Origin of the sequence: Streptomyces sp. NBC_01750 (genome assembly GCF_035918095.1) — a bacterium.
Classification (GTDB): domain Bacteria; phylum Actinomycetota; class Actinomycetes; order Streptomycetales; family Streptomycetaceae; genus Streptomyces.
The window spans coordinates 1,269,338-1,290,580 of the sequence record NZ_CP109137.1 but is presented as its reverse complement, the minus strand read 5'-3'; the positions used below and the strand labels follow the sequence as shown (position 1 = coordinate 1,290,580).

General features: G+C 69.5%; 21 protein-coding genes and 1 pseudogene. 12 read left to right on the top strand and 10 right to left on the bottom strand.

What is annotated here, in order from left to right; all coding sequences use genetic code 11:
- Entirely contained in the window at positions 1-2,082 is a 2,082-nt protein-coding gene (locus tag OG966_RS05660; RefSeq protein WP_326648290.1) for a DUF4139 domain-containing protein, read from the bottom strand.
- A 532-nt stretch (positions 2,083-2,614) separates the two neighbouring features.
- Here OG966_RS05660 and OG966_RS05655 point away from each other — a divergent pair.
- Positions 2,615-2,731 (top strand): annotated as a pseudogene (locus OG966_RS05655) (elongation factor Tu); the annotation flags it as partial.
- A 577-nt stretch (positions 2,732-3,308) separates the two neighbouring features.
- Here the strand turns inward: OG966_RS05655 and OG966_RS05650 are convergent.
- The 7 genes from OG966_RS05650 to OG966_RS05620 form a co-directional block, all read right to left on the bottom strand.
- A complete protein-coding gene (locus tag OG966_RS05650) occupies positions 3,309-4,025 on the bottom strand; it encodes a GAF and ANTAR domain-containing protein (protein ID WP_326648289.1) in 717 nt (238 codons plus the stop codon).
- A gap of 82 nt (positions 4,026-4,107) precedes the next feature.
- The gene (locus OG966_RS05645) at positions 4,108-4,887 is read right to left on the bottom strand and encodes an ANTAR domain-containing protein (protein ID WP_442806802.1); all 780 of its coding nucleotides are present in this window, start codon (positions 4,885-4,887) and stop codon (positions 4,108-4,110) included.
- Positions 4,888-4,912: 25 nt separating this feature from the next.
- Positions 4,913-5,350: an STAS domain-containing protein gene (locus OG966_RS05640; RefSeq protein WP_326648287.1), complete on the bottom strand. Its 438-nt coding sequence runs from the start codon at positions 5,348-5,350 to the stop codon at positions 4,913-4,915.
- Between the two features lie 574 nt (positions 5,351-5,924).
- Positions 5,925-6,107, bottom strand: coding sequence for a hypothetical protein (locus OG966_RS05635; RefSeq protein WP_326648286.1), 183 nt, complete (start codon positions 6,105-6,107; stop codon positions 5,925-5,927).
- A 67-nt stretch (positions 6,108-6,174) separates the two neighbouring features.
- The gene (locus OG966_RS05630) at positions 6,175-6,339 is read right to left on the bottom strand and encodes a hydrophobic protein (protein ID WP_326648285.1); all 165 of its coding nucleotides are present in this window, start codon (positions 6,337-6,339) and stop codon (positions 6,175-6,177) included.
- 197 nt (positions 6,340-6,536) lie between these two features.
- Positions 6,537-6,668, bottom strand: coding sequence for a hypothetical protein (locus tag OG966_RS05625; RefSeq protein ID WP_326648284.1), 132 nt, complete (start codon positions 6,666-6,668; stop codon positions 6,537-6,539).
- Positions 6,669-7,148: 480 nt separating this feature from the next.
- Positions 7,149-7,895 carry a ribonuclease BN gene (locus OG966_RS05620; RefSeq protein ID WP_442806665.1) on the bottom strand — a complete coding sequence of 249 codons (747 nt, stop codon included), beginning with the start codon at positions 7,893-7,895 and terminating at the stop codon, positions 7,149-7,151.
- A 318-nt stretch (positions 7,896-8,213) separates the two neighbouring features.
- Here OG966_RS05620 and OG966_RS05615 point away from each other — a divergent pair, with 318 nt between their 5' ends.
- Positions 8,214-8,483 (top strand): hypothetical protein, encoded by a 270-nt coding sequence (locus OG966_RS05615; RefSeq protein ID WP_326648283.1) that lies wholly within the window; start codon positions 8,214-8,216, stop codon positions 8,481-8,483.
- A 385-nt stretch (positions 8,484-8,868) separates the two neighbouring features.
- On the opposite strand, the gene OG966_RS05610 is transcribed toward OG966_RS05615, so the two are convergent.
- Positions 8,869-9,690 (bottom strand): SCO6745 family protein, encoded by an 822-nt coding sequence (locus OG966_RS05610; RefSeq protein ID WP_326648282.1) that lies wholly within the window; start codon positions 9,688-9,690, stop codon positions 8,869-8,871.
- 3 nt (positions 9,691-9,693) lie between these two features.
- On the bottom strand, positions 9,694-10,575 hold the full coding sequence (locus tag OG966_RS05605; protein WP_326648281.1) for an alpha/beta fold hydrolase: 882 nt from the start codon (positions 10,573-10,575) through the stop codon (positions 9,694-9,696).
- Positions 10,576-10,861: 286 nt separating this feature from the next.
- Between OG966_RS05605 and OG966_RS05600 the strand changes: the two genes are divergently transcribed.
- From OG966_RS05600 to OG966_RS05555, 10 genes are all read left to right on the top strand, one after another.
- Positions 10,862-11,491 carry an HAD family hydrolase gene (locus tag OG966_RS05600; RefSeq protein WP_326648280.1) on the top strand — a complete coding sequence of 210 codons (630 nt, stop codon included), beginning with the start codon at positions 10,862-10,864 and terminating at the stop codon, positions 11,489-11,491.
- A 324-nt stretch (positions 11,492-11,815) separates the two neighbouring features.
- A complete protein-coding gene (locus OG966_RS05595; protein ID WP_326648279.1) occupies positions 11,816-13,339 on the top strand; it encodes an AMP-binding protein in 1,524 nt (507 codons plus the stop codon).
- A 118-nt stretch (positions 13,340-13,457) separates the two neighbouring features.
- Positions 13,458-14,150, top strand: coding sequence for a TetR/AcrR family transcriptional regulator (locus tag OG966_RS05590; RefSeq protein ID WP_326648278.1), 693 nt, complete (start codon positions 13,458-13,460; stop codon positions 14,148-14,150).
- Between the two features lie 462 nt (positions 14,151-14,612).
- Positions 14,613-15,431: an SDR family oxidoreductase gene (locus tag OG966_RS05585; RefSeq protein WP_326648277.1), complete on the top strand. Its 819-nt coding sequence runs from the start codon at positions 14,613-14,615 to the stop codon at positions 15,429-15,431.
- Positions 15,428-16,240 (top strand): enoyl-CoA hydratase-related protein, encoded by an 813-nt coding sequence (locus OG966_RS05580; protein WP_326648276.1) that lies wholly within the window; start codon positions 15,428-15,430, stop codon positions 16,238-16,240. The genes OG966_RS05585 and OG966_RS05580 overlap by 4 nt, the downstream gene beginning before the upstream one ends.
- Positions 16,227-17,456 (top strand): acyl-CoA dehydrogenase family protein, encoded by a 1,230-nt coding sequence (locus OG966_RS05575; RefSeq protein ID WP_326648275.1) that lies wholly within the window; start codon positions 16,227-16,229, stop codon positions 17,454-17,456. Before OG966_RS05580 ends, OG966_RS05575 begins: the two co-directional genes overlap by 14 nt.
- 1 nt (position 17,457) lies before the next feature.
- Positions 17,458-17,694 carry an SDR family oxidoreductase gene (locus OG966_RS05570; RefSeq protein WP_326648274.1) on the top strand — a complete coding sequence of 79 codons (237 nt, stop codon included), beginning with the start codon at positions 17,458-17,460 and terminating at the stop codon, positions 17,692-17,694.
- A gap of 77 nt (positions 17,695-17,771) precedes the next feature.
- A complete protein-coding gene (locus OG966_RS05565) occupies positions 17,772-18,563 on the top strand; it encodes a DUF429 domain-containing protein (protein ID WP_326648273.1) in 792 nt (263 codons plus the stop codon).
- Between the two features lie 508 nt (positions 18,564-19,071).
- Complete coding sequence (locus tag OG966_RS05560; RefSeq protein ID WP_165245126.1) at positions 19,072-19,275, top strand: cold-shock protein; 204 nt, start codon at positions 19,072-19,074, stop codon at positions 19,273-19,275.
- A gap of 359 nt (positions 19,276-19,634) precedes the next feature.
- Positions 19,635-21,173, top strand: coding sequence for a DEAD/DEAH box helicase (locus OG966_RS05555; protein WP_326648270.1), 1,539 nt, complete (start codon positions 19,635-19,637; stop codon positions 21,171-21,173).
- Positions 21,174-21,243 lie beyond the last annotated feature (70 nt).

Genomic DNA, 21,243 nt, shown 5'->3' with positions numbered 1-21,243 from the left:
TCAGCTCCTGCGGTTGCCGCCGACCAGGGCCTTGCCGGTCGGGATGCGGATCTCGTAGCCGCCGTCGAAGGCGGCAGTGGCGCCTGCGGGCAGGTCCAGCCGCCAGACGCGGGTGCCCGGCGGATGCCGATCGGGCCCCGTGTCTTCCCCGGGTGCCGTCCAGTCGGCCCGTTCCTCGATCCGGACGTCCGGATCGGAGGTGACCGGCACCCGCTCGCGGACTTCCACGGTGACGGGCCTCGCGAGCCGGTTGGCCAGCTCCACGTGGACGCGGTGGTCGAGCACGGTGATGTTGTTGCGCAGGCCCGAGGTCGACTCGTGCAGGTTCGTACGGCGGGTGACCCGGATGCCCTCGGCCGGCCCGAGTCCCACCCGGCGGACACCGCCGGGGGCGAGCGTGGGCAGTGCGGCGGTCAGCAGGAAGTCGTCGTCGACGGTGACCTCCACCGGGCCGGCCAGCAGTGCCTGGTCGGTGGCGTTGGAGAGCACCAACGTCGCGTACACGGTCTGCTCCACGGACGGCACGCAGAGGTACTCGGTACGCAGGCCGACCGGGATCTCGCCGACGGTGACGGTGTGCCAGGTGCCGTCCGACGGAATGTCGGCGCGGGCGGCGGCATCGAAGCGGTGGTCGAAGGAACCCGCCGACTCGCGGGGCCGCACGGCCTGTCCGGGCAACGGCAGCGCGGCCACCGCTTCGGCGCGGCGCCGGTACTGGGCCGCCACCGGGTCGAAGGGAGAGTCGGGAAACAGCCGGCCTCTGCGACCGCACTGTTCGTCGGGGCCGCACAGGACAAGGGCGGCATAGTCGAGCTCGGCGCCGCTCGGCTGCGGCGGACCGGCTACCGGTGCCGGAGGGGGTGGCGGCGCAGCCCGGCCAGGAGCCGCGGGCGCCATGGCGGCGGGTGCAGCCGCGAAGGACCTGCCGCCGGTACGCGGCCTGTCGCCCGGTCGCGACCCGGCCGGCTGCGCGAGGGCGGGCATCCCGCCGCCGAAGACTTCCGGGGGAGCGCCGACTGCGCCGCCGGGCACCGGGACTGCGGTCGGCGGACCGCCGTAGGCCTGCGGTGCCGGGGGCGGGGGAGGAACGGGACCGGACGCGGAGCCGGCCCCGACAGCCGCGGGTGGGGCGGTCGTGGCCGGGCCGGGGCCTGCCGCGTCGTATCCGGAGAACAGGTCGGCGAGCCCGGCCGGGGGCTCGCGCCAGCCAGAAGGCGAGGGGGCGGGCTGACTGCGTCCGATCCGGATCGAACGGAGCCTCGGCAGGTCGGTGCGGCGCCGAAGATCGGCGGTGGCCAGGGCGATGCGTACGCCGGTCCAGTCCTCGCCGGTCCGCTGGGCGACCGAGGCGCGCAGCACCAGACGGCCGCTGCCGTCGCCCTGACGGTGAGTGAGACGGTAGGCCGGCACCCAGACGGCGCCCGGCACCCCGTATTCCAGCTCCAGCTCCACCTCCGCGTCACCGGTGCCTTCGAGGGTCAGGACCGCGCAGACCATGGTCTCCACATGCGCTGACGGCGCGTCGGTGGAGGCGCGGGCGAGCCTGTCGGCGGCGACGGTGAGCTCGTGCTCGACGTTGCGCAGGGCCTCCTCCAGCTCGACGAGGCGGTTGTGCAGTCCCGTCAGCCGCTCGTCGACGAAGTCGGCGAGCTCCAGCCACGCGTCGACCGGGGTGCGGCGGTGCGGGTCTTCGCGCCGGCGGGCAGGTGGGACCGGGTGGAGAGCCCTGACCTCCTCGATCAGGCTCAGCTGTCGGTCCCGGCGTCCCCGCGCCGCCGCGTACTCGTCGCTCAGCCGCTCGACCTCGCGCCGCAACTCGTCGGGCCTGCCCGTGCCGAGCGGCTCGGCCTCGACTTCCACCCGGGCCTCGGTGACGCGCACCCCGGGGGCGCCCAGGACACGGGCCCGCAGCGAGCCCGGGTCCAGCGAGCGGGGCAGTCCGGTCACCCGCACCCGGCCGTCAGGCGACACGCTGCCCCGGGCCAGGCGGCGGCAGACCGCGCCCTGTGCGTACACCACGACCGAATCGAGGGTCGACCCCCACCTCTGTGCTGACTCAGCCTGTGTTGACTCAGCCGTCATGTGCTCCGCCCCCCGTCGCGTCCATGCTGAGCGAAGCCTACGCCCGGGCGATCTGCGCGTCCGCGTCGAATCAGGAGGATGGCGTCCAGGACCGCACGCCCTGTTGGCAGAGCAGCCGTTTCACGGCCTTCTGCAGGGGGCGAGTGGCATGCACTGCAGCGCTGCGGACGGCTTCGGTTGCCCGCACACAAGCGGGCAGCCGCTGCGAATGCCCAACGCTCCTTCTGAGGCAGCCCTTTTCTTCGGTCGCACGGACTTTGCCCTGGGGCCTGCCCGGACGGATGAGCCAAGGTGCCTTGCTCCCTCTCGGACCCGCGGTCGCAGCTGTTCGGTATGCCCGTGCCGGGGAGTGGGGTCGGGGCTGTCTTAGCGGAGCTTGGCGGATACGAACACGAATAACACCAACCGTCATGTGCGGTTGAGCTTCCTGGGGTGATGTGTCTGCCCTTGGGAGGGAGCTGGCTTTGAGCCGGCAGGCTTGCGGCCGGGGTAGCGGAACCGCCGCTCTCTTCTCGGCAACAGTGGCTTGTGAAGCGTCACGATGGCGGTGGAGCTGGGCCGCAAGGTACCGCTGGATCCCGGCCTCGGCTTCGCGATCCGCGACGGCGGCCGGACGGTCGGGGCGGGGACGGTGACCTCAGTCGGCTGAACGGCGCGGGTGCCCGCCTCCTTCGCGATGCGGGCGCCCGCTCGTACGGCTGTCAGTTACGCGCGCGAGCTTGATCGCACATCGGGTCGTGTGCGGGGGAGTTGTGCTCCGAGCCCGACGTCAGGGCCTTCCACCAGCGCCGAGCTGCCGACGTACATCTCGGCGAACGCGGCCTTGTGCACCCGTACGCCCGCATGGGAGAGCGGTCGGATCAGGAGGCCCGGCGCACACCCTGGGGCGGTCGACGCTGAGAGAAACAGACGGCGTACAGCCCGGACTCGTCTGCCGCCTTGCACTTCCGCAGGTCAGGGCACATTCTATGGAGCGGCTGGGCCGATGGGGTCGAAACCGGGTCGAATTTGATACCTGCGCAACGCTCAACGGTCCATGGCAGCGGGGGCCGGCCTCGTCCCGCAGGAATTGCACGACCGCTATGCCGGTTCGTCCGGCCCGTGCTCGGTCGGCGCCGCCGGAGGTTGACCGTTGAAACCGTTGGCCCAGTTCCGGCCGCGCAAGGAGAACAAGAGCAGCGGTGGTTCCCTGCGCTCGCGGTAGGCGACAACTTCCGTGACCTTGGTCAGGTGCTCAGGCCGGTGAGGGGTTCGGTTCCGTCGATGAAAGCGCGGGCGAGGTCGGACAGGCGGCGGTTGTGTGCGCGGGCGTAGCCGCGCAGTGCGGTGAAGGCCTGTTCCATGTCGATGCCCTGGCGTTCGGCGAGCTTGCCTTTGGCTTGTTCGATCAGGACCCGGCTGTTCAGCGCGGCCTGCAGCTGTTCGTTGAGGACGTTGCTGCGGTGGGTGGAGCGCTGTTGCAGGAGGCTGATGGTGGCGACGTCGGCCAGGGCCTGTGCGATGGGTGTGCCGACCGGGTCGAAGGGGCCGGGATGGGCGCGGAAGAGGTTGAGGGCGCCGACGACTTCGTCCCGCAGACGCATCGGCACGGCTTGGACCGCTGCGAACCCGCTGTGCTGGGCCGCCGTGACGAAGCGCGGCCAGCGGCCTGCCTCCCTGCTCAGGTCGGGGACTGCCACCGGTGCGCCGGTGCGGAAGCACTCCAGGCAGGGTCCTTCGTCGTTCTGGAGCTGGAAGAGCTCGAGCAGGCGTACTTGTTCGCTGGAGGCGGCCATGACGCGGAGTTCGCCGTCCCGGTCCGCGAGCAGCACACCGGCCGCGCTGGCGCCGAGCATACCGACGCAGCGGTCGGTCAGCAGGCGCAGGAAGTCGATCAGGTCGAAGTCGGCGACCAGGTTGTCGGCCAGTTCGACGAATGTCTTGGCAAGGAGCTGATCATTCATCGTGTACACCTCTGTTGAGACTGGTCCCGCCGGAATGGGACGGGAAGTGCATCGCAGTGCATCCATTGGCCCGTGCGGGGTGTCAGGCATCGTCATCGCCTGGATCTGGATCTGGGTTCGGGGAAATGCTGAGCCGACGGGCGACCACGTCGGCGGCCACCTCGGCCAGTCGGCGCCCTTGGGCATAGGCATGGGCGCGGAGCCGGACGAAGGCTTCTTCGATGCCGACGCCGAGTTGGACCGTGAGCATGCCGGTGGCTTGGTCGATCTCGGCCCGGTAGCTGCCTAGGTCCTCGAAGCGCCCGTCCAGCAGCATTCCGACGGCCGTCGCGCCCGTCTCGTCGATCTGCGTATCGAGCAGGACCAGAGTCGCGATATCGGCGAAAGCCAACGCGTCGGCCAGCTCCTCCGCATCCAACTGAACCGGCACGCGCGAGTACAGGTCCAGAACTCCAGGACTGATCGCCCCCATTTGCAGGGGGAGCGCGAAGGCGGCGAGTGCTCCGGCTTCCAGGGCCGCACCGGCGAACACGGGCCAACGGTCCTGCAGTTCACCGGTCCGCAGATCCGGCGCCAAGACGGCCGAGCCGTGCGTGAAGGCATCCACGCAGGGCCCCTCGCCCAGTGTGAGTTGCAGCTCTTCCAGTTGCCTGCTGATGTCGTCAGTGCTGCACAACGGATGGCTGGCTGCGGCCCGGGACATCGCGGACACCCCGGCCCCGCCGACCGGCAGCGCGGCCACCGCCGCGGTGCACACATCCACCACGCTGACGCGGGCATGACGTCGGGCTGCCTGCTCGGCGACCAGCGCCCGGATCCGGGCCGACCTGCTTTGAGGCGTCACCCGGGCCACTGAGTCCAGGCATGGCGAGCAAGTCCGGCCAGTCTCAGGGCGTTCGCTCCCGCACACCGCCCGAGAGGGCAGGCGCGATTGGAGCAAGCCAATGCGGCGAGGCTGGAGCGGTCGGGACGAGGCTCCCTCGGAGAGGAGGCACCAAGGGTCCGAACGGCAGGCCGCGGAGCAGGAAACCGGAGTCGGTGAGGTCGATGAGGCGAGCCGTCAGCGGCGGCGGGTAGTGCAGTCGGAGGGACCCCCCCGCCGCGGTGGTCAGCTGTGATGCGCGCAGGAAAGCGTTGAGACCGCTGCAGTCGCAGAAGGTGACGGGGGTCAGGTCCACGTCGATGGTGCGGATGCCGCCGTGCAGGCACTCCTCGAGCGATTCGCGCACGAGCGGGACCGTGTCCAGGTCGATCTCACCGGCCAGGGTGAGTAACGCCCGGCTCCCTCTGTCGTGCCGGTAGACATTCAGCTGCGGAATGGGCATGATGCCTCGGTTTCAGGAGACCATCCGGGCAGCGGATGCGACGGTGCCGGACTCCCGGCCCCTCTTGGCGCGCTCCCGGTGGGGCATACTTTCGGCGGAGGCGGGCGAATGACGGTCCAACAGCCTGTGCATCAGGACATGGGACCCGCTCAGATCCCTCCAAGGGGATGCGCCGGGCGACCGGACGAAAGGCCCGTTCCCCGCAGCCATCTGTGTTGAGCAACAACATGCCGCCGGGGTCTGGGACGTCCGCACAGCAGCATACTCCTCAGTCCGGTCCGATGGACGACCGAAGGCTCTCCTTCTCAGAGATCGGACACTGTCCCGGGAGCGGGCAACACGTGCACATATCAGACGTCCGCGAGAACGTGCTCAGCGGTGGAATGGGCAACGCGTCTCGAGTCATCGAGGTCAACATCTTCGTCAACGACGTTCATTCGCCGGACGACGACGCGGAAGGGACCACCGCGAGCCGGGGTGCACCGGCGCCATGTCCGATGGGGACGCGCCCGGTCGGAAACCCCGGCGCCCCTTGGCCGGAGCCGCCGACGAAAGGTCCAGGTCGTCGCCTCGCTCAGCGCCGGCGTCCGCGACCCTTGGAGGACCATCCGGACCCCACCCCGCCCGAGTGCACAGCGAGGAGGGCAAGCCCGGCAAGCATCAGACTTGTCGGGCTGAAGATCGCCTCGGTCGACGTCTCGGTTACGTGGATGATGAAGGCGACGACGATGAGCACGGCCGCCGCGAATGCCGGCATCTGACTTCTCCTGGCGCCGGCCGTCGCACGACCCGGGTCCTCCTCTTCGAGAGTCCTGCGCCGGCTTTCACCGATGGCTGTGGGCGGATCGGCTACCGCCGCGGACGGCGAAGCTGAGGATCCAGACGGCCAGGAGTACGACCGCGACGTACCACAGGATCAGCATCGGGAAGCCGAAGCCGAAGCCGAACAGAACCAGGATCAGCAGAAGGGGAAGTGTTCTGAGCAGCATGGCTGCGCCTCCACGCGGTCACAGGGGCATGTCCTGCGTTCCGCGGGGGCTGGGCGAAGCGAAGGTGAAGGCTTTGCCCGGGGGTTCCGGAGCACTACAGCCCTGCGCCGTCGTTGTCAGTCAACGCCAGGCGGTTACCCCTGTCAACGGGACGGGAGTGCTGGGGAGTTGTGCTACGCGGTCGGGGGCCGCCGGTTTCAACGGAGCTTCGGCGGGGCTTCCGCCGGCTCCTTGGCCGGTGGCAGTAGGTGGTCCTCCCACCAGGACAGGCCCATCACAGTGCCGAGCAGGACGAAGGGGACTGCGGCCGGAACGATCAGCGCGTACATGCGTACCGCCAGATGTCAGAAACGTGCGATGTGGCGAGCAGCAGAGACGGTGCCCGCATGGGGGCGCATCGAGGCTGCGCCGGAGTCGCGTGGCGACGGCGACTGGGGGATGGCCACCCTCGTGACGAGGCAGGTCCGGCACCGATGCGCAAAAGTGCGCCCCGAGGGAGCGCGGTAACTTCTCGACGCTGCCGGGGGCCCGGGCTGCACCACGCACGCTAGTCGTCGACGCACTGCCTGAACAGGTACCAGGGGGCCATCTGGTCCCGGCGCTACGGGCCGGTGTTGGTCTTCCAGACGGGCGGGCCGGCGGACGTCGGTGACCCCGACTCCACGCTGCCCCGCTAAACCACCGCCAAGGGGCATGGGCCGACGATCGTTCACGCTTGGCGGCGACTTGAACCACCGACACGCCCTTGTTGACCCCAACGCTGAGGCGGTGCCCGGACCGCCTCGGCATCGGGTGGAACGGGACAATCCTCATCGCGCACCCGAGCTCACTTTCCCCGCTTCAGCACGATTTTCAGGCGTGGGAGTTCCTCGTGGAGCAGGGCGGCCCACCAGCGCGCCGCCGAATACGACAAAGCCCACGCCGACCAGCCAGGACTGGATGACCAGGACAGTTCCGATCGGACCGTAGGTGACAGTGTTGATTGCGATCAGCGGTGAGAACACGAGCCGGGAGAAGATCCTGAGCCCGAGCAGCCCGAGCAGCCCGAGCAGCCCGAGCAGCCCGAGCAGCCCGACCGCGCCGGCCACCGCGCCGGGCAGCAGGGCGTGCCAGGCGACTCGTCCGCCGAGCAGGAACCGCTGCGACCACCACAAGAGCAGCAGGGCGCTCAGCGATGCGGCGAACGCGCCGGTCAGGGGTGCTCGCCGTAGCGTTGTGGTTGCGGACAGCAAGAGGTATCCAATCAGGACGCCGAGCCACACCACATGGTGCCACCTCGCCCACCAGCGGGCCGGTGGCAGGCCCCAGACCTTCTCATAGGCGGTTTGTACCGCTGATCCGAACGACAGGCCGAACACGGCCAGCGAGGCGAGACTGAACGCAGTCGTGGTCCGCAAAGCCTGGCCGGGCCCGGCGAACAGCCGAGTGATCTCCTTCTTGGAGGCCGCCGACACACCGAGCCACTGCGCGAACCCCCGAACGTTCGTGGGATCGGCCGCAGAGACAACGATCAGCAGAGGCACCAGCGTGAGGAACCCCAGCGCCGCGAAACCCAACGCCCGGTGCGTCAGTTCCAGATCACTGCCGCGCCGCCACCCGCGCCCGGCCGGCGAACGGCGCAGCCGCCCGAACCAGGACGAACGACCTGCAGAACCCGAAGGCTTCATCGTCATGCACGTCAACTACCACAGTGAATGAGCCGTGCGAGCGCACGAGGCCAGGCGGCAGCTTCCTGAACAGGCGTCAAGCGGCCATCTCACCCAGGAAGTAGGCGTGGATGGGGGCCCTATCCGACAGCGATGGGCAGGACTACGCTGTTCGGTGAGGCCCCAGCCCCCGGCAGCGATGCACTTCTCCGCTCCGGAAGGCCTGCCGTGTTCGTCTTGCTTCTCACCCTGATCCTGGCCCTGTTCGGCCTTGGGTTCCTGAACCCCCTCTGGTGGGTTGCCGCCGCCGTGTTGATCTTCGGCGGTGTCCACTATGGCCGAGGTGGCGGCGGAAGTGCGGGCCGCGGGGACGATTCCGGCTACGGGGACTACCGGGACTACCGGGATCGCCAGGACCGCTGGGACCGGCGCTACCGACGGCAACGCCAAGGGCGCTGGAATCGCCAGGACCGCCGGGACCGCGAACATCGCGGGTGACCGAAGATATGGTGGCTTGCCCAGACGCGCCCCGGAGCTGCCGCTGCGCCGCTCCCTGCGGCGACTTCATGCCGCAAGCCGGCGATGAAGCACCAGCGCCGGAAGCGAGAAGCCATCTGCACGCAGCCCACGGGCTCCTCGCCCCACTCGCCGGTGTGACCACCGGGCCGCACCAGAGACCCCCAGCTGATGTACGCGCGCCTGTTCCTCGCCCCGCAGGCCCGCCAAGGCGCCGAAGTGTCCGACGCCGGCGGACCATTGGATGAGCGGTGCGGCTCAACTTCCTCGGGTAGCGCGTGAGCTGGGCATGGAGCGCCCTCTCCGAGGCCATGGCCGCCCGGTCCGAGCAGAACGAGCGGAAGCGGAGGGGGCGTTCAGCGCGCGCTCAGCCGAGCTTGAGTAGCCCGGCTTCGATGACGGCGCGGCCGAAGGGGCTCGCCAGTTCGGCGAGACGTTCGCAGTCGGCGTCACCCAGGGCGGCGTAGGCGGGCAGGGCCAGGCGGTCGGTGCGGTCCTCGATGTGCCGGCGCAGGCGTACGCCTTCCGGGCTGAGGGAGTCGCCGTCGAGGAGACCTCGTGTGCGCAGGCGCTCCCCGGTGTCGGCCCACTCCTCCTCGGGCCATGCGCGGCTTGCCTTGAGGAAGTCGACGGGAACCTCACCGGTGGCAGCGTGCAGAACCAGGGCCTCCAAGCCCCCCACACCCTCGCTCAGCAAGCACGCGACATGGCCGTCTCCACGGAACTCCCGGAGCAGCGTCTGGGCGTGCCACAGCTGCAGTACCGGCTCCTCCGGCCAGGGCAGGGCGGCGTGCGCGGCGAACAGCGGTCGGCCCTGCGGGTGTTCGCAGGCCGCCTCGGCGGCCGTGCGGGTCAGCGCCAGGACCTCTTCCAAAGCGGGGAGTTCGTGGATCCCGGCCCGCCGCAGGGCCTCGCTCGCGGCGGAGTGCCGCGCGTCCAGCACCTGCTGCGGCGTCGCCGCCTCCCAGACCCCGTCGACCGCCTTCCGCACGAGACCGGGGTTGAAGTTGTAGAAGGTCGAGATGACCAGCTCGGCGGAGGCTCGGCCGAAGGCGGCGCTCCGGGAGGCGAAGTACCCGGCGCGACCGCTCAGTCCGAGGTCCGCGTACCGTCGCCTTCCCTCGGGGGCGAAGTAGATCATGCCGTGTACGGGCTCGAGCCGGCGCCAGGCTGCACGCGCTGTCTCCATGGGTCACCTCTTCTGAGGGTCGGCCGACGGGGTGTTCGCCGTGGTTCCGTACTCGCCGTGCGCTCGCAGATGTTCGAGCAGCAGGCGGCTCAGCGTCTCGGGTGCCTCCTCGGGGATCCAGTGGCTGACGCCCTGGAGGGTCTCGAACCGGTACGGCCCGTCGACCCACTGCCCGGTCTCCCGCGCGGCCGCCGGGCCGAACGCGCTGTCCTGTGTGCTCCAGACGTAGAGCGTGGGCACGTCGATGACGCCGATCGTCCCGTCGGGACGGCCGGCCCGGTACCAGTTCAGTGCCGCGGTGAGAGCACCCGGCTGGGACAGGTGCCGCACATAGGCCTCGGCGCTGGCCTGCGGGACCTTTCCGGCGTACGTGGCGCGAAGTGCCTCGGCATCGCCTGCGAGCATGCGCTCTTCGGTCGCGGGCGTTTCACGCCAGGCGATCATGTACTGCGATCGTTCGCGCTGGTCCTGGTCGGTGCGCAAGGTGCCGGCCAGAGCGCCGGGGTGCGGGGTCGAGACCACCGTCAGGGTACGTACGCGGCCGGGGTGGGCATCGGCGGTCCACCACGCCACCGCGCCTCCCCAGTCGTGGCCGACCAGGTCGAACGACGCCCAGCCCAGTTCCTCCGTGATCGCGACCACATCGTCGACCAGGACGCTGATGCGGTAGTCCTCGGGCTGGTCGGGGCGGGCCCCGGGGGAGTACCCGCGCTGATCGGGTGCCACCACCCGGTAACCGTGCGCGGCCAGCTCCGCGATCTGCCGTTGCCACACCAGCCGCGTCTGCGGGAAGCCGTGGAGCAGCAGCACCGGGCGGCCGTCGGGCGGACCCGCCACGATCGCGTCGAACACGCCCGCAGGAGTGGAGATGCTCAGCTCGGTCACGATCCGCCCCTTCATACCGACTGGTCGGTCAGCCTTGAGCCGCGGAAGGCGATTGCCAAGACCGAGAGCACGCGCATTTCCCGCAGCGGCAGCCGCGAGCTGCCCTCTCCGGATGAGCTGGTTGAACTTGACGTCGAATTCAACTATACAACGACCGGGAGGCCGACGGCGCAGTCGGGCTGGTCGAGGTCGCTCTGGTCCTCAGGGAGTCGCCGACCACGGTTGCCGTCGCCACGGCCGGCGCGAAGCCGGCCACGAGAGAGAGGGTGTGAATACTGTGTCGAGCGTGGTGGAAAAGGCCCGAACCGCGGTCCTCGTGGACTTCGGCGGGGTCATCACCTCCAGTGTGTTGCGGGCTTTCACCGACTTCGGCGCCTCACTCGGCGGCGACCCTCGCCTGCCGCTGGACCTCCTCGGCCGGGACCAGCTGTCACGCGCCCTCCTGGCCGACCACGAGTGCGGCCGTATCGACGTGGAAGCCTTCGAGCGAGGATTCGCCGAACGTCTCCGTGCCCACGGCGCCGACGTATCCGCCGAGGGCCTCACGGCCCGGATGCAAGCGGGAATGTCGATCGACCAGGACATGCTCGCCCTGCTCGGTGGTCTTCGCGCCGCGGGCTGCCCCGTGGCGCTGGTATCCAATTCGTTCGGGAACGGAACCTATGACGGCGTCGACCTCGACGCCGTGGCCGACGCGGTCGTCATCTCCGCCGAGGTCGGGATCCGCAAGCCTTCCCGGCGGATCTACGCGATCGCATGTGAACGACTCGGCGTCACCCCCGAGGAGGCAGTCATGATCGACGATCTGCGGCAGAACCTCGACGGAGCGGCGCGAATCGGAATCGGGGGTGTGCTGCACACCGGTGCCGCCGACACCCGCCGCCAACTCGCCGAACGCTTCAGGATCACCGCCTGACCGACCGGCCGACCGATCGAAGGGAGGCAGGGCGCGGGGAGAACGGTCATGTCCGGGACCGACGCCGCCCGCGGGCGGAGCGAGTGCTCGCGCCCGCCAAGTGCGGGCTCACGCATTCCGGTACCACCCCTGCCCGCCCGGGCGGGCAGGACGCCGGCGCCCTCCCTCAAGTCCCGCCGTCGACCACAGCCGGATGCCTGGGCGATGCACGCCCCGCAATTTCCGCCGGCGCATGACTTGAAGTTGAGGTCGGATTCACTTCTACTGGCGGGCGAGGGGGACCCGTACCGCATCAGCTGCTCACATCCCCGGAAGGCACCGCCCATGGCCAGTGTTTTCGACCCGGTCTGCCGCCACGCGGCTGCAACTCCCGACAACATCGCGCTGCGCGACGGCGCGGATCAGTGGACCTACCGGCAACTGCGCGACGCGAGCGTCCGGTACGCGGGCGCCCTGGCCACCGCCGGCCTGTCCCCGGGGGACCGGGTGCTGCTGGCGGCGCCGTCGGTGCCCGAGTTCGTGGTGGCCTACCTCGGGATCCAGGCCGCGGGCTGCGTTGTGGTGCCGGTCAACACGATGTCCACGCGGGCCGAGGCCGAGTACGTCCTCGGCGACGCCGGGTGCTCGTTGGCGATCGCATGGCATGCCCTCACCCCCGCCGTCGCCGAGGCGGCCGCGACGCTCAAGGTGCCCTCTTGGACGCTGTCCCCGGGCGCGACGGTCACCGGTGCCGGCCCCGTTCCCGTGGTCGACCGGGACGGCGACGAGACCGCGGCCATCCTGTACACCTCGGGTACGACAGGGCGGCCGAAGGGCGCCCAGCTCACGGTCGGGAACCTGTTGTCCGCCGGGGAGATAGGCGCCGAGTGCAGCCGCGGATCGAGCGCCGACCGCACCGGCACCGGACTCCCGCTGTTCCATGTGTTCGGCCAGGCGTCGGTCATGATGGCGACCTTGACCGCGGGCGGTTCGATGTCGTTGCTGGGCCGATTCGACCCGGCATCGATGCTGGAGATGCTGCGCCGCGACCGGCTCACCATCATGGCCGGCGTACCGACCATGTGGAACGCGATGCTGCACGCGGCGGGCGATGCGAACCCGGCGGACTTCGCCCAGCTCCGTATCGCCGTCTCCGGCGGAGCCTCGCTGCCCGGGGAGATCGCCCGGGCGTTCGAGGCCCGGTTCGGCTGCACCATCCTGGAAGGCTATGGGCTCACCGAGACCACCGCGTTCGGCACCTTCAACGACATCGACCGCGGCGGCAAGACCGGGTACACCGGACGGGCGGTCCCGCGGCTGCAGATCCAGGTGCGTGACTTCGAAGGCAACGAGTGTCCGCCGGGTACCGTCGGCGAGGTCCACATCAAGGGACCCACGGTGATGCGGGGCTACTTCAACCGCCCCGCGGACACCGCCGCGGCGATCTCGCCCGACGGCTGGTTCCGGACCGGCGACCTGGGCGAAACGGACACGGAGGGTGACCTGCGCATCGTCGACCGAATCAAGGACCTGATCATCCGCGGTGGCTACAACGTCTACCCCGGTGAGGTCGAGGAAGTTCTCTACGAGCACCCGGACATCATCGAGGCAGCCGTGATCGGCGTTCCCGACGACCACTACGGCGAGGAGGTGGCCGCGCTCATCGCTGCCCGGCCGGGTTCGGAGCTCGGTGCCGCCGAGGTGTCGAGCTGGACACGGGAGCGACTGTCCGCCTACAAGATCCCGCGCATCATCCGGTTCGTCGACGAGCTGCCCAAGGGCCCTAGCGGGAAGATCCTCAAGCGTTCCATCGACCGTACGGAACTGACCCGCGACCCCGCGCCCGGCTACGCACCCGCCCGCCGGTAACCGAACAACCGTCGGTGGACGTGATGTGTCCGGCCACGTCGGCGGGGTCGGCGTCGGCGGCCTGCGCGCGCTTGGCGCATTTGTGACTCCGGTGTCGGATTCAAGTAACCTTTCGGCGATGGATACCACCGCGCCCGAGGAGAGTTACAGCGAGAAGGCACCGCCGATGGCGCCCCTCTCGTCACTTCGCGAGCCGCCGACGACGAAGCGCGGAGCTCGGACACGGGCCGCTTTGGTGACGGCCGCGCGGAAGGTGTTCGAGAGGGACGGCTACCTCGACACCCGCCTGATCGACATCGCCAAAGAGGCCCAATGCGCGGCGGGATCCTTCTACACCTACTTCGCGAACAAGGAAGAGGTGCTTGCCGCCGTCCTGCTGGAGGCGCAGGAGGACATGATGCACCCCGGCATGGGCCGGGTGCAGGGTACCGACGATCCATATGCGGTACTCGAGGCGAGCAATCGCGCCTATCTCGAAGCGTACAAGCGGAACGCGAAGCTGATGGCACTGCTTGAGCAGGTCGCACAAGTGGAGCCGGAGTTCCGTGAGTTCCGGACCCGGCGTACGGATGCGTTCATCAGCCGCAACGCCCGCGGCATCGCCGACCTGCAGGCGCGGGGTGTCGCCGACCGTGAGGTCGATCCGATGTTGGCCTCCCGTGCGCTGTCGGGCATGGTCAGCGTCATGGCCTACAACGCCTTCGCGCTCGGCGAAGGGCAAGAAGAAGGTACGCCGGCGGACTTCGAGGAACTCGTCTCCACGGTCACCCGGCTCTGGGCGAACGCCCTGCGTTTCCCCGGCCACCGCTGATCCTGATCCGGCGGTAGCGCCCGGCCGCGGCGGAAGCCGCCGCCGCGGGTCTTCTTCTCTCCTCCACGGGTGTGACGTCGCGTCCTCCACGGGTGTGACGTCGCGCGCAGGCGGATGGGTGAGCCGACCGGTCAGGGGCCGGGGAACGGTACCTGGCCGTAGCCGTCGTCGATGGCTCGGGGCGCGGCCGTCGGACGTCAGCAGGTGAAACGACGCGGCGCCGGGCACGTGCCTTGCCCGGTGGCCGCGCCTACCCCTGGGGCGGACGAAAGTGCGGCGACGTCCACCGTGAATTCTCTGTCCGCTGTCCAGTGGGGCGAGGCGACCTGCTCCGCGTGGTGATGCGTTCCAACAGTTGAACTTGACGTCGGATTCAACTATACAAGTGGGCGGAGGCCACGGTCGCACCCTCTCGGGGGACCGTGCCCGGCACCGCACGCCCCGCCATGGAGAGGGTTCGCTGTGAACGTTGCACAGAGAGTCGCCATCGTCACCGGTGGGGGAGGCGGCATCGGCGGCGCGCTGGTCGCACGGCTCGCCCGCGAAGGTGCCCGGATCGTCGTCGCGGACCTTGATGCGGACACCGCGCGGGCGGTCTCGGAGTCGGTCAACGCCGACCATCCGGGAAGCACCGTGAGCGCCGGCGCGGACGCGTCGGACACCGCGCAGATCCAGCAGTTGATCGACCTGGCGGAGAGCGCGTTCGGTCCGGTCGACCTCTACTTCGCGAACGCCGGTATCGCCGGGGCACCCGGCCTCGACGCGAGCGAGCAGGACTGGGACCTCTCGATCGACGTGAACCTGCGAGCCCACATCCGAGCGGCAACGCTGCTGGTGCCGCGGTGGCTCGAGCGCGGCGAGGGCTACTTCGTCATCACCGCCTCGGCGGCGGGGCTGCTCACCCAGATCGGCTCCGCCACGTACGCCGTCACCAAGCACGCGGCCGTCGGCTTCGCCGAATGGCTGAGCGTCACCTATGGCGATCGCGGGGTCCATGTCAGCTGTCTGTGTCCGATGGGGGTGAACACCAGGATGCTGTCCTCGGGCAAGGACTCCGGGGACGCCCTGGGGCAAGCCGCCACGCGGGCCGTCACGTCCGCGGGTGACGTCCTCGAGCCGGCCGAGGTCGCCGGCGCCGTCCTCGCCGCGATCGAGGACGAGCGCTTCCTGATCCTGCCGCACGAAGAGGTTCTGGACATGTACCGGCACAAGGGCTCGGACTACGACCGGTGGCTGCGCGGGATGCGCCGCTACCAGAGCTCCCTGCTGGCGCAGGCATGACCGGCGCGCCGGGTCAGCTCGTCCTTGCCGAACATCGCGGGCCCGTACTGGTGCTCACGTTCAACCGGCCCGCCAAACTGAACGCCTGGACCGGCGAACTCGAAGACCGCTACTTCACGCTGCTCGACGCCGCGGAAGACGACCCGGACGTACGCGCCGTCGTGGTCACCGGCGCCGGACGCGGATTCTGCGCCGGCGCCGACCTCCAGCGGCTGCAGGCGGTCGGCGAGGTCTCCGAGGCGGACATGGCGCGGCGCCGGCCGCGCGACGTGCCGCTGACCCTGCGTAAACCGCTGATCGGTGCGGTGGGCGGGGTGGCCGCGGGCCTGGGCATGGTGGAGGCGCTCTACTGCGACATTCGCTTCGGCTCGCCCTCGGCCCGGTTCACCACGGCATTCGCGCAGCGCGGGCTGATCGCCGAGTACGGGATCTCCTGGCTGTTGCCCCGGCTGGTGGGCCACAGCCGGGCAACCGACCTGCTGCTGTCGAGTCGCATGGTGGACGCCGAGGAGGCACTACGTATCGGACTCCTCGACCACCTGGTCCCCAACGGCAGTGTCGTCGATGCCGCTGTCGCGTACGCCGCCGATCTGGCGACGCGCTGCTCCCCGGCGTCCATGGCCACCATCAAGAACCAACTGCGCGACGACGCGGACGGGACCTACGGCGAGTCCGTGACCCGGGCGGAAGAGGTCATGCTCCAGGCCTTCCACGGGGCCGATTTCGTCGAAGGCGTGGCCAGTCACCTCGACAAGCGCCCACCGAATTTTCCCTCCCTACCCAACAGGAGTTCAGATGTCGCTGTTTGAGACCTCGGACCGCGCCAAGATGTACCAGGCGGATCTGCTCGAGTTCATGGATTCGCACATCTACCCCGCTGAGCCGGTGTACGACGAGCAGATGCGCGCGTCGGGTGACCCGCACTTCCAGCCCCCGATCATCGAGGAGCTCAAGGTCGAGGCCCGTCGGCGGGGACTGTGGAACCTCTTCCACCCGCATCCCGAGTGGGGGCCCGGACTCACCAACCTCGAGTACGCGCCGCTGGCGGAGATCATGGGGCGCAGCCACATCGCTTCGGAAGCGTGCAACTGCAATGCCCCGGACACCGGGAACATGGAGGTGCTCACCCTCTTCGGCACCGACGAGCACAGGGAGGAGTACCTGGGGCCGCTGCTCGAGGGCACCATGGCCTCGGCCTTCGCGATGACCGAGCCGGCAGTGGCCAGTTCCGACGCCACCAACATCGAGCTGCGCATGGAGCGCGACGGCGACGAGTACATCCTCAACGGCCGCAAGTGGTTCGCATCGAACGCGATGCACAAGAACTGCAAGGTGCTCATCGTGATGGGCAAGACCGACCCCACGGCGGTCCCACATCGCCAGCAGTCGATGATGGTCGTCCCCATCGACGCCCCCGGGGTCACCGTGATCCGGAACCTCCCGGTCTTCGGGTACGCCGATCGCGAGGGCCACGCGGAGATCACCTTCGAGAATGTGCGCGTGCCGGCCAAGGACATCCTCAAAGGTGAGGGCGAGGGCTTCGCGATCAGCCAGGCCCGCCTCGGGCCCGGTCGTATCCACCACTGCATGCGGGCGATCGGCGCGGCCGAGCGGGCGCTGGAGCTGATGTGCCGGCGCGCGCAGTCACGGGTGACATTCGGTCGTCCGGTTGCCGAACGGTCCAACGTCCAGGACTGGATCGCGGAAGCGCGGATCGACATCGAGATGATCCGCCTGCTCACGCTCAAGGCCGCGCATCTGATGGACACGGTCGGGAACAAGGAAGCGCGCACCGAGATCGCGGCCATCAAGGTGGCAGCCCCGAACATCGCGTTGAAGATCATCGACCGCGCGATCCAGGTGCACGGGGGAGCCGGAGTGACCGACGACTTCCCGTTGGCCATGATGTACGCGCATCTGCGGACGTTGCGGCTGGCGGACGGTCCCGACGAGGTCCACAAGAGGGCCATCGCCAAACAGGAACTGCGGCAGTACCGCGACGTTGCCACGGCAGCGGTGAGCTGACATGGCAGGACTCGATCTCACCGGCCGCACCGCGGTCGTCACCGGCGCCTCACGGGGTATCGGACTCGCCCGGGCCGTCGCCGCGACGGTCGCCGTTCTCGTCTCGGACGCCGCGAGTCGGATCACCGGTGAGACCCTGGTGATCGACGGCGGGCGGCTGCTCGGTGACGTGCTCCCGTTCAGGCAAGGCAAGGGCGGCCGGTGCCGCACCGCGGTCGGGCCCCGGTTCCCGGACTGAGCTTGTCGCGGGGGTCCGGCATTGCACGTAGCGCCCGGGTGCGGTGGTCTGCCGCCCTGCTGCGGGAGGATCGCGGCATGAGGCAACGACAGTCGGTCACGGTCGGGGTCGACCTTGCTGCCAGCGCACGGCGTACGGCTGTGTGCCGGGTGCTCTGGGGTGGCGGAGACGGCTTGGCGGTGGAGTTCGTCGTGCCCGAGGGGGATGAGGGTCTGCTGGCAGTTGTCCGGGCTGCCGACAAGACAGGCCTCGACTGCCCTCTTGGCTGGCCGTCGAGCTTTGTGGCGACGGTCCTGGCCCACCACCGGGGCGAGCGGCTGCCGCCTGCCGTCAGGTTCGAGGAGCGTGCGGACGGGAGGCCCGGTCTGGATGCGCTGCGATTCAGGGTCACCGACGACCTCACATGGAAGGCGACCTCGATGCGGCCTCCGCTGTCGGTGTCCACCGATCTTCTGGGCGTCGTGGCGCTGCGAGCGGCCTATCTGCTGGATGGACTCGCGGCGACCGGTGTCCCCGTGCCCCGGGACGGGTCGGGACCGATTGCCGAGGTCTACCCCGCCGCCGCACTCCGGCGGTGGGGGATCCGCCTTTCCGGTAGCTACAAGAGCGCTACGCCCGCAGCGCGTGCCGTCCGGGAGCACATCGTCCGCTCGGTCGAGGCGGGCTTGGGGGTGGCGCTCCCCGAGCCGGTGCGCGGGCAGTGTTTCGACAGCCACGACCATCTGGACGCGTTGCTCTGCGCCCTGGTCGCTCGCGCCGTCCTGATCGGGGACTCTCGGTGGCCGCGTTCTCCGGACGAGCGCGCGGCAGCCCGGCAGGAGGGCTGGATCCACCTGCCCGGTACGGATCTGGCGGCCCTCCGCCGCTGACGGCTGACTGAGGATCGCCCTGACGGAGTCCGGCGGACCCCAACCGCGACAACCCGGACCGGCAGGTCCGCCTGAGATTCCTTGGCCGACCGGGGAGATGGCCGATCCCGGAGGCCGCGAGTGATACGCAACAAGCACGCAGCGACGGGGGATGTGGCTCACGACTTGCCCGATGAGCCGTGGCCCTGCCCCGCCCGGCTTCTGCCCCACGCTCTGCGGGAGCTGATATCTGTTGCCGCAGCTTCAGAAATTTACGCAGTGTGTGATGCGGGTCCCTGGCGTCACGGGCGAAATGGTAGTACTTGCCGTGCTCCGGATGCTTGCACCGTGCTACTCTTGATCCCACTTGCAGTTGTGGTTCCCATTGACACTTCAAGTGCTTCGTATGGCTTTAAGCCATCGGGCACTTTTGTATTTCCGGTGCTGTTTTCCGGACGGGGTAATCATCGCGGCGACGTCGGGGTTCGCACAGTGCGGACTCCGAGTACTGCCCCAAAGGAGATTTGACATGGCTACTGGCACCGTGAAGTGGTTCAACGCGGAAAAGGGTTTCGGCTTCATCGAGCAGGACGGCGGCGGCCCCGACGTCTTCGCCCACTACTCGAACATCGCCACCCAGGGCTTCCGTGAGCTGCAGGAAGGTCAGAAGGTGAACTTCGACGTCACGCAGGGCCAGAAGGGCCCGCAGGCGGAGAACATCGTTCCTGCCTGACGCTGACAAGCACGACGCAGCTGGGGTCGGCACCTTGGGGTGCGGGCCCCGGCTCGTTGCTGTTTCGCAGGGATTGCCCGAGCTGCCGTTATGGCATTTTACGGCATGCGTGATATCAGGCCGTGCGCTGTTGTTCTGCGTGCATGGCTCCGGCCGCAAATAGGTCCGCTCGCGTCCCTGTAAGGCCCGGCCGCCCAATCCGGTGGATTCCTGGCAGTCCGAAGCCAGGCGTCGTCGCTATATTCTGCACCGGTCGGCCGACTTCGTTCCAGTCTTTTATTCGGCTCGTTCTTGCAATTCCGTGGCGCTCATTGCTGCTGAGAATTCCTCGATACGTGCCATATCGAGGAAGGTTCTGCATGAACCGCTCAGCTCGCACGAACGACCGCTACTCCAACCCCCGCAGGGGCGGATCCGCCGGTTCCGACCGGGGCGCCCGCTTCCGCCCGCAGGGCCAGAGCCGCCCCGGCAACCGCTCCGGCGGCTATGGGCGTCGTCCCGCCGCACTGCAGGGGGAGTTCGCCCTGCCCGTCACCATCACCCCGGCCCTCCCCGCGGCTGCGACCTTCGGCGAACTGGACATGCCGGCCGAGCTGCTGACGACGCTCACCAGCCTCGGCATGAACGAGCCGTTCCCGATTCAGGCGGCCACGCTGCCGAACACGCTGGCCGGGCGGGATGTTCTGGGCCGAGGACGTACCGGCTCGGGCAAGACGCTCGCCTTCGGCCTGGCCCTGCTGGCGCGTACCGAGGGCAAGCGCGCGGAGCCCCGGCAGCCGCTGGCGCTGGTCCTGGTGCCCACCCGGGAGCTGGCCCAGCAGGTCACCGACGCGCTCACCCCGTACGCCCGGTCGCTGAAGCTGCGGCTGGCCACCGTGGTCGGCGGCATGTCCATCGGCCGCCAGGCCGGCGCACTGCGCGCCGGGGCCGAGGTCGTCGTGGCGACCCCGGGCCGCCTCAAGGACCTCATCGAGCGCAAGGACTGCCGCCTGGACCGGGTGAACATCACCGTCCTGGACGAGGCCGACCAGATGGCCGACATGGGCTTCATGCCCCAGGTCACCGAACTCCTGGACCAGGTACGCCCCGAAGGCCAGCGGATGCTCTTCTCCGCCACCCTGGACCGCAACGTCGACCTCCTGGTCCGCCGCTACCTCCACGACCCGGTCGTCCACTCCGTCGACCCCTCCGCGGGCGCCGTCACCACGATGGAACACCACGTCCTGCACGTCCACGGCACCGACAAATACGCCACCACCACCGAGATCGCGGCCCGCGACGGCCGGGTGATCATGTTCCTGGACACCAAGCACGCCGTGGACCAGCTCACCAAACACCTGCTGAACAGCGGCGTACGCGCCGCCGCACTGCACGGCGGCAAGTCCCAGCCCCAGCGCACCCGCACCCTCGCCCAGTTCAAGACCGGCCACGTCACCGCACTGGTGGCCACCAACGTCGCCGCCCGCGGCATCCACGTCGACAACCTCGACCTCGTCGTCAACGTCGACCCGCCCAGCGACCACAAGGACTACCTGCACCGCGGCGGCCGCACCGCCCGCGCCGGCGAATCCGGCAGCGTCGTCACCCTGGTCCTGCCCAACCAACGCCGCGACATGGCACGCCTCATGGCAGCCGCCGGCATCACCCCGCACACCGCCCAGGTCCGCTCCGGCGAAGCCGAACTCAGCCGCATCACCGGCGCACAGCCCCCCTCCGGCATCCCCATCACCATCACCGCACCCGTGACGGAGCGCCCCAAGCGCGGCGGCGCCCCGTTCCGCGGCCGCGGCACCCGTCCGGGTCAGCCCGGTCGCTCCGGTGGTGAGTCCCGCCGGGCCACCGAGGCCCGGCAGACCGCCGAGGCCCGCAAGGCCGCACGGGTCCGTCGTGGCGCATAGACCGGGCGACCGGCCCCTCGCACGTGGCGAGACCGCAGTGCCGAAATCCGGCCGTACCGAACAACCTTGA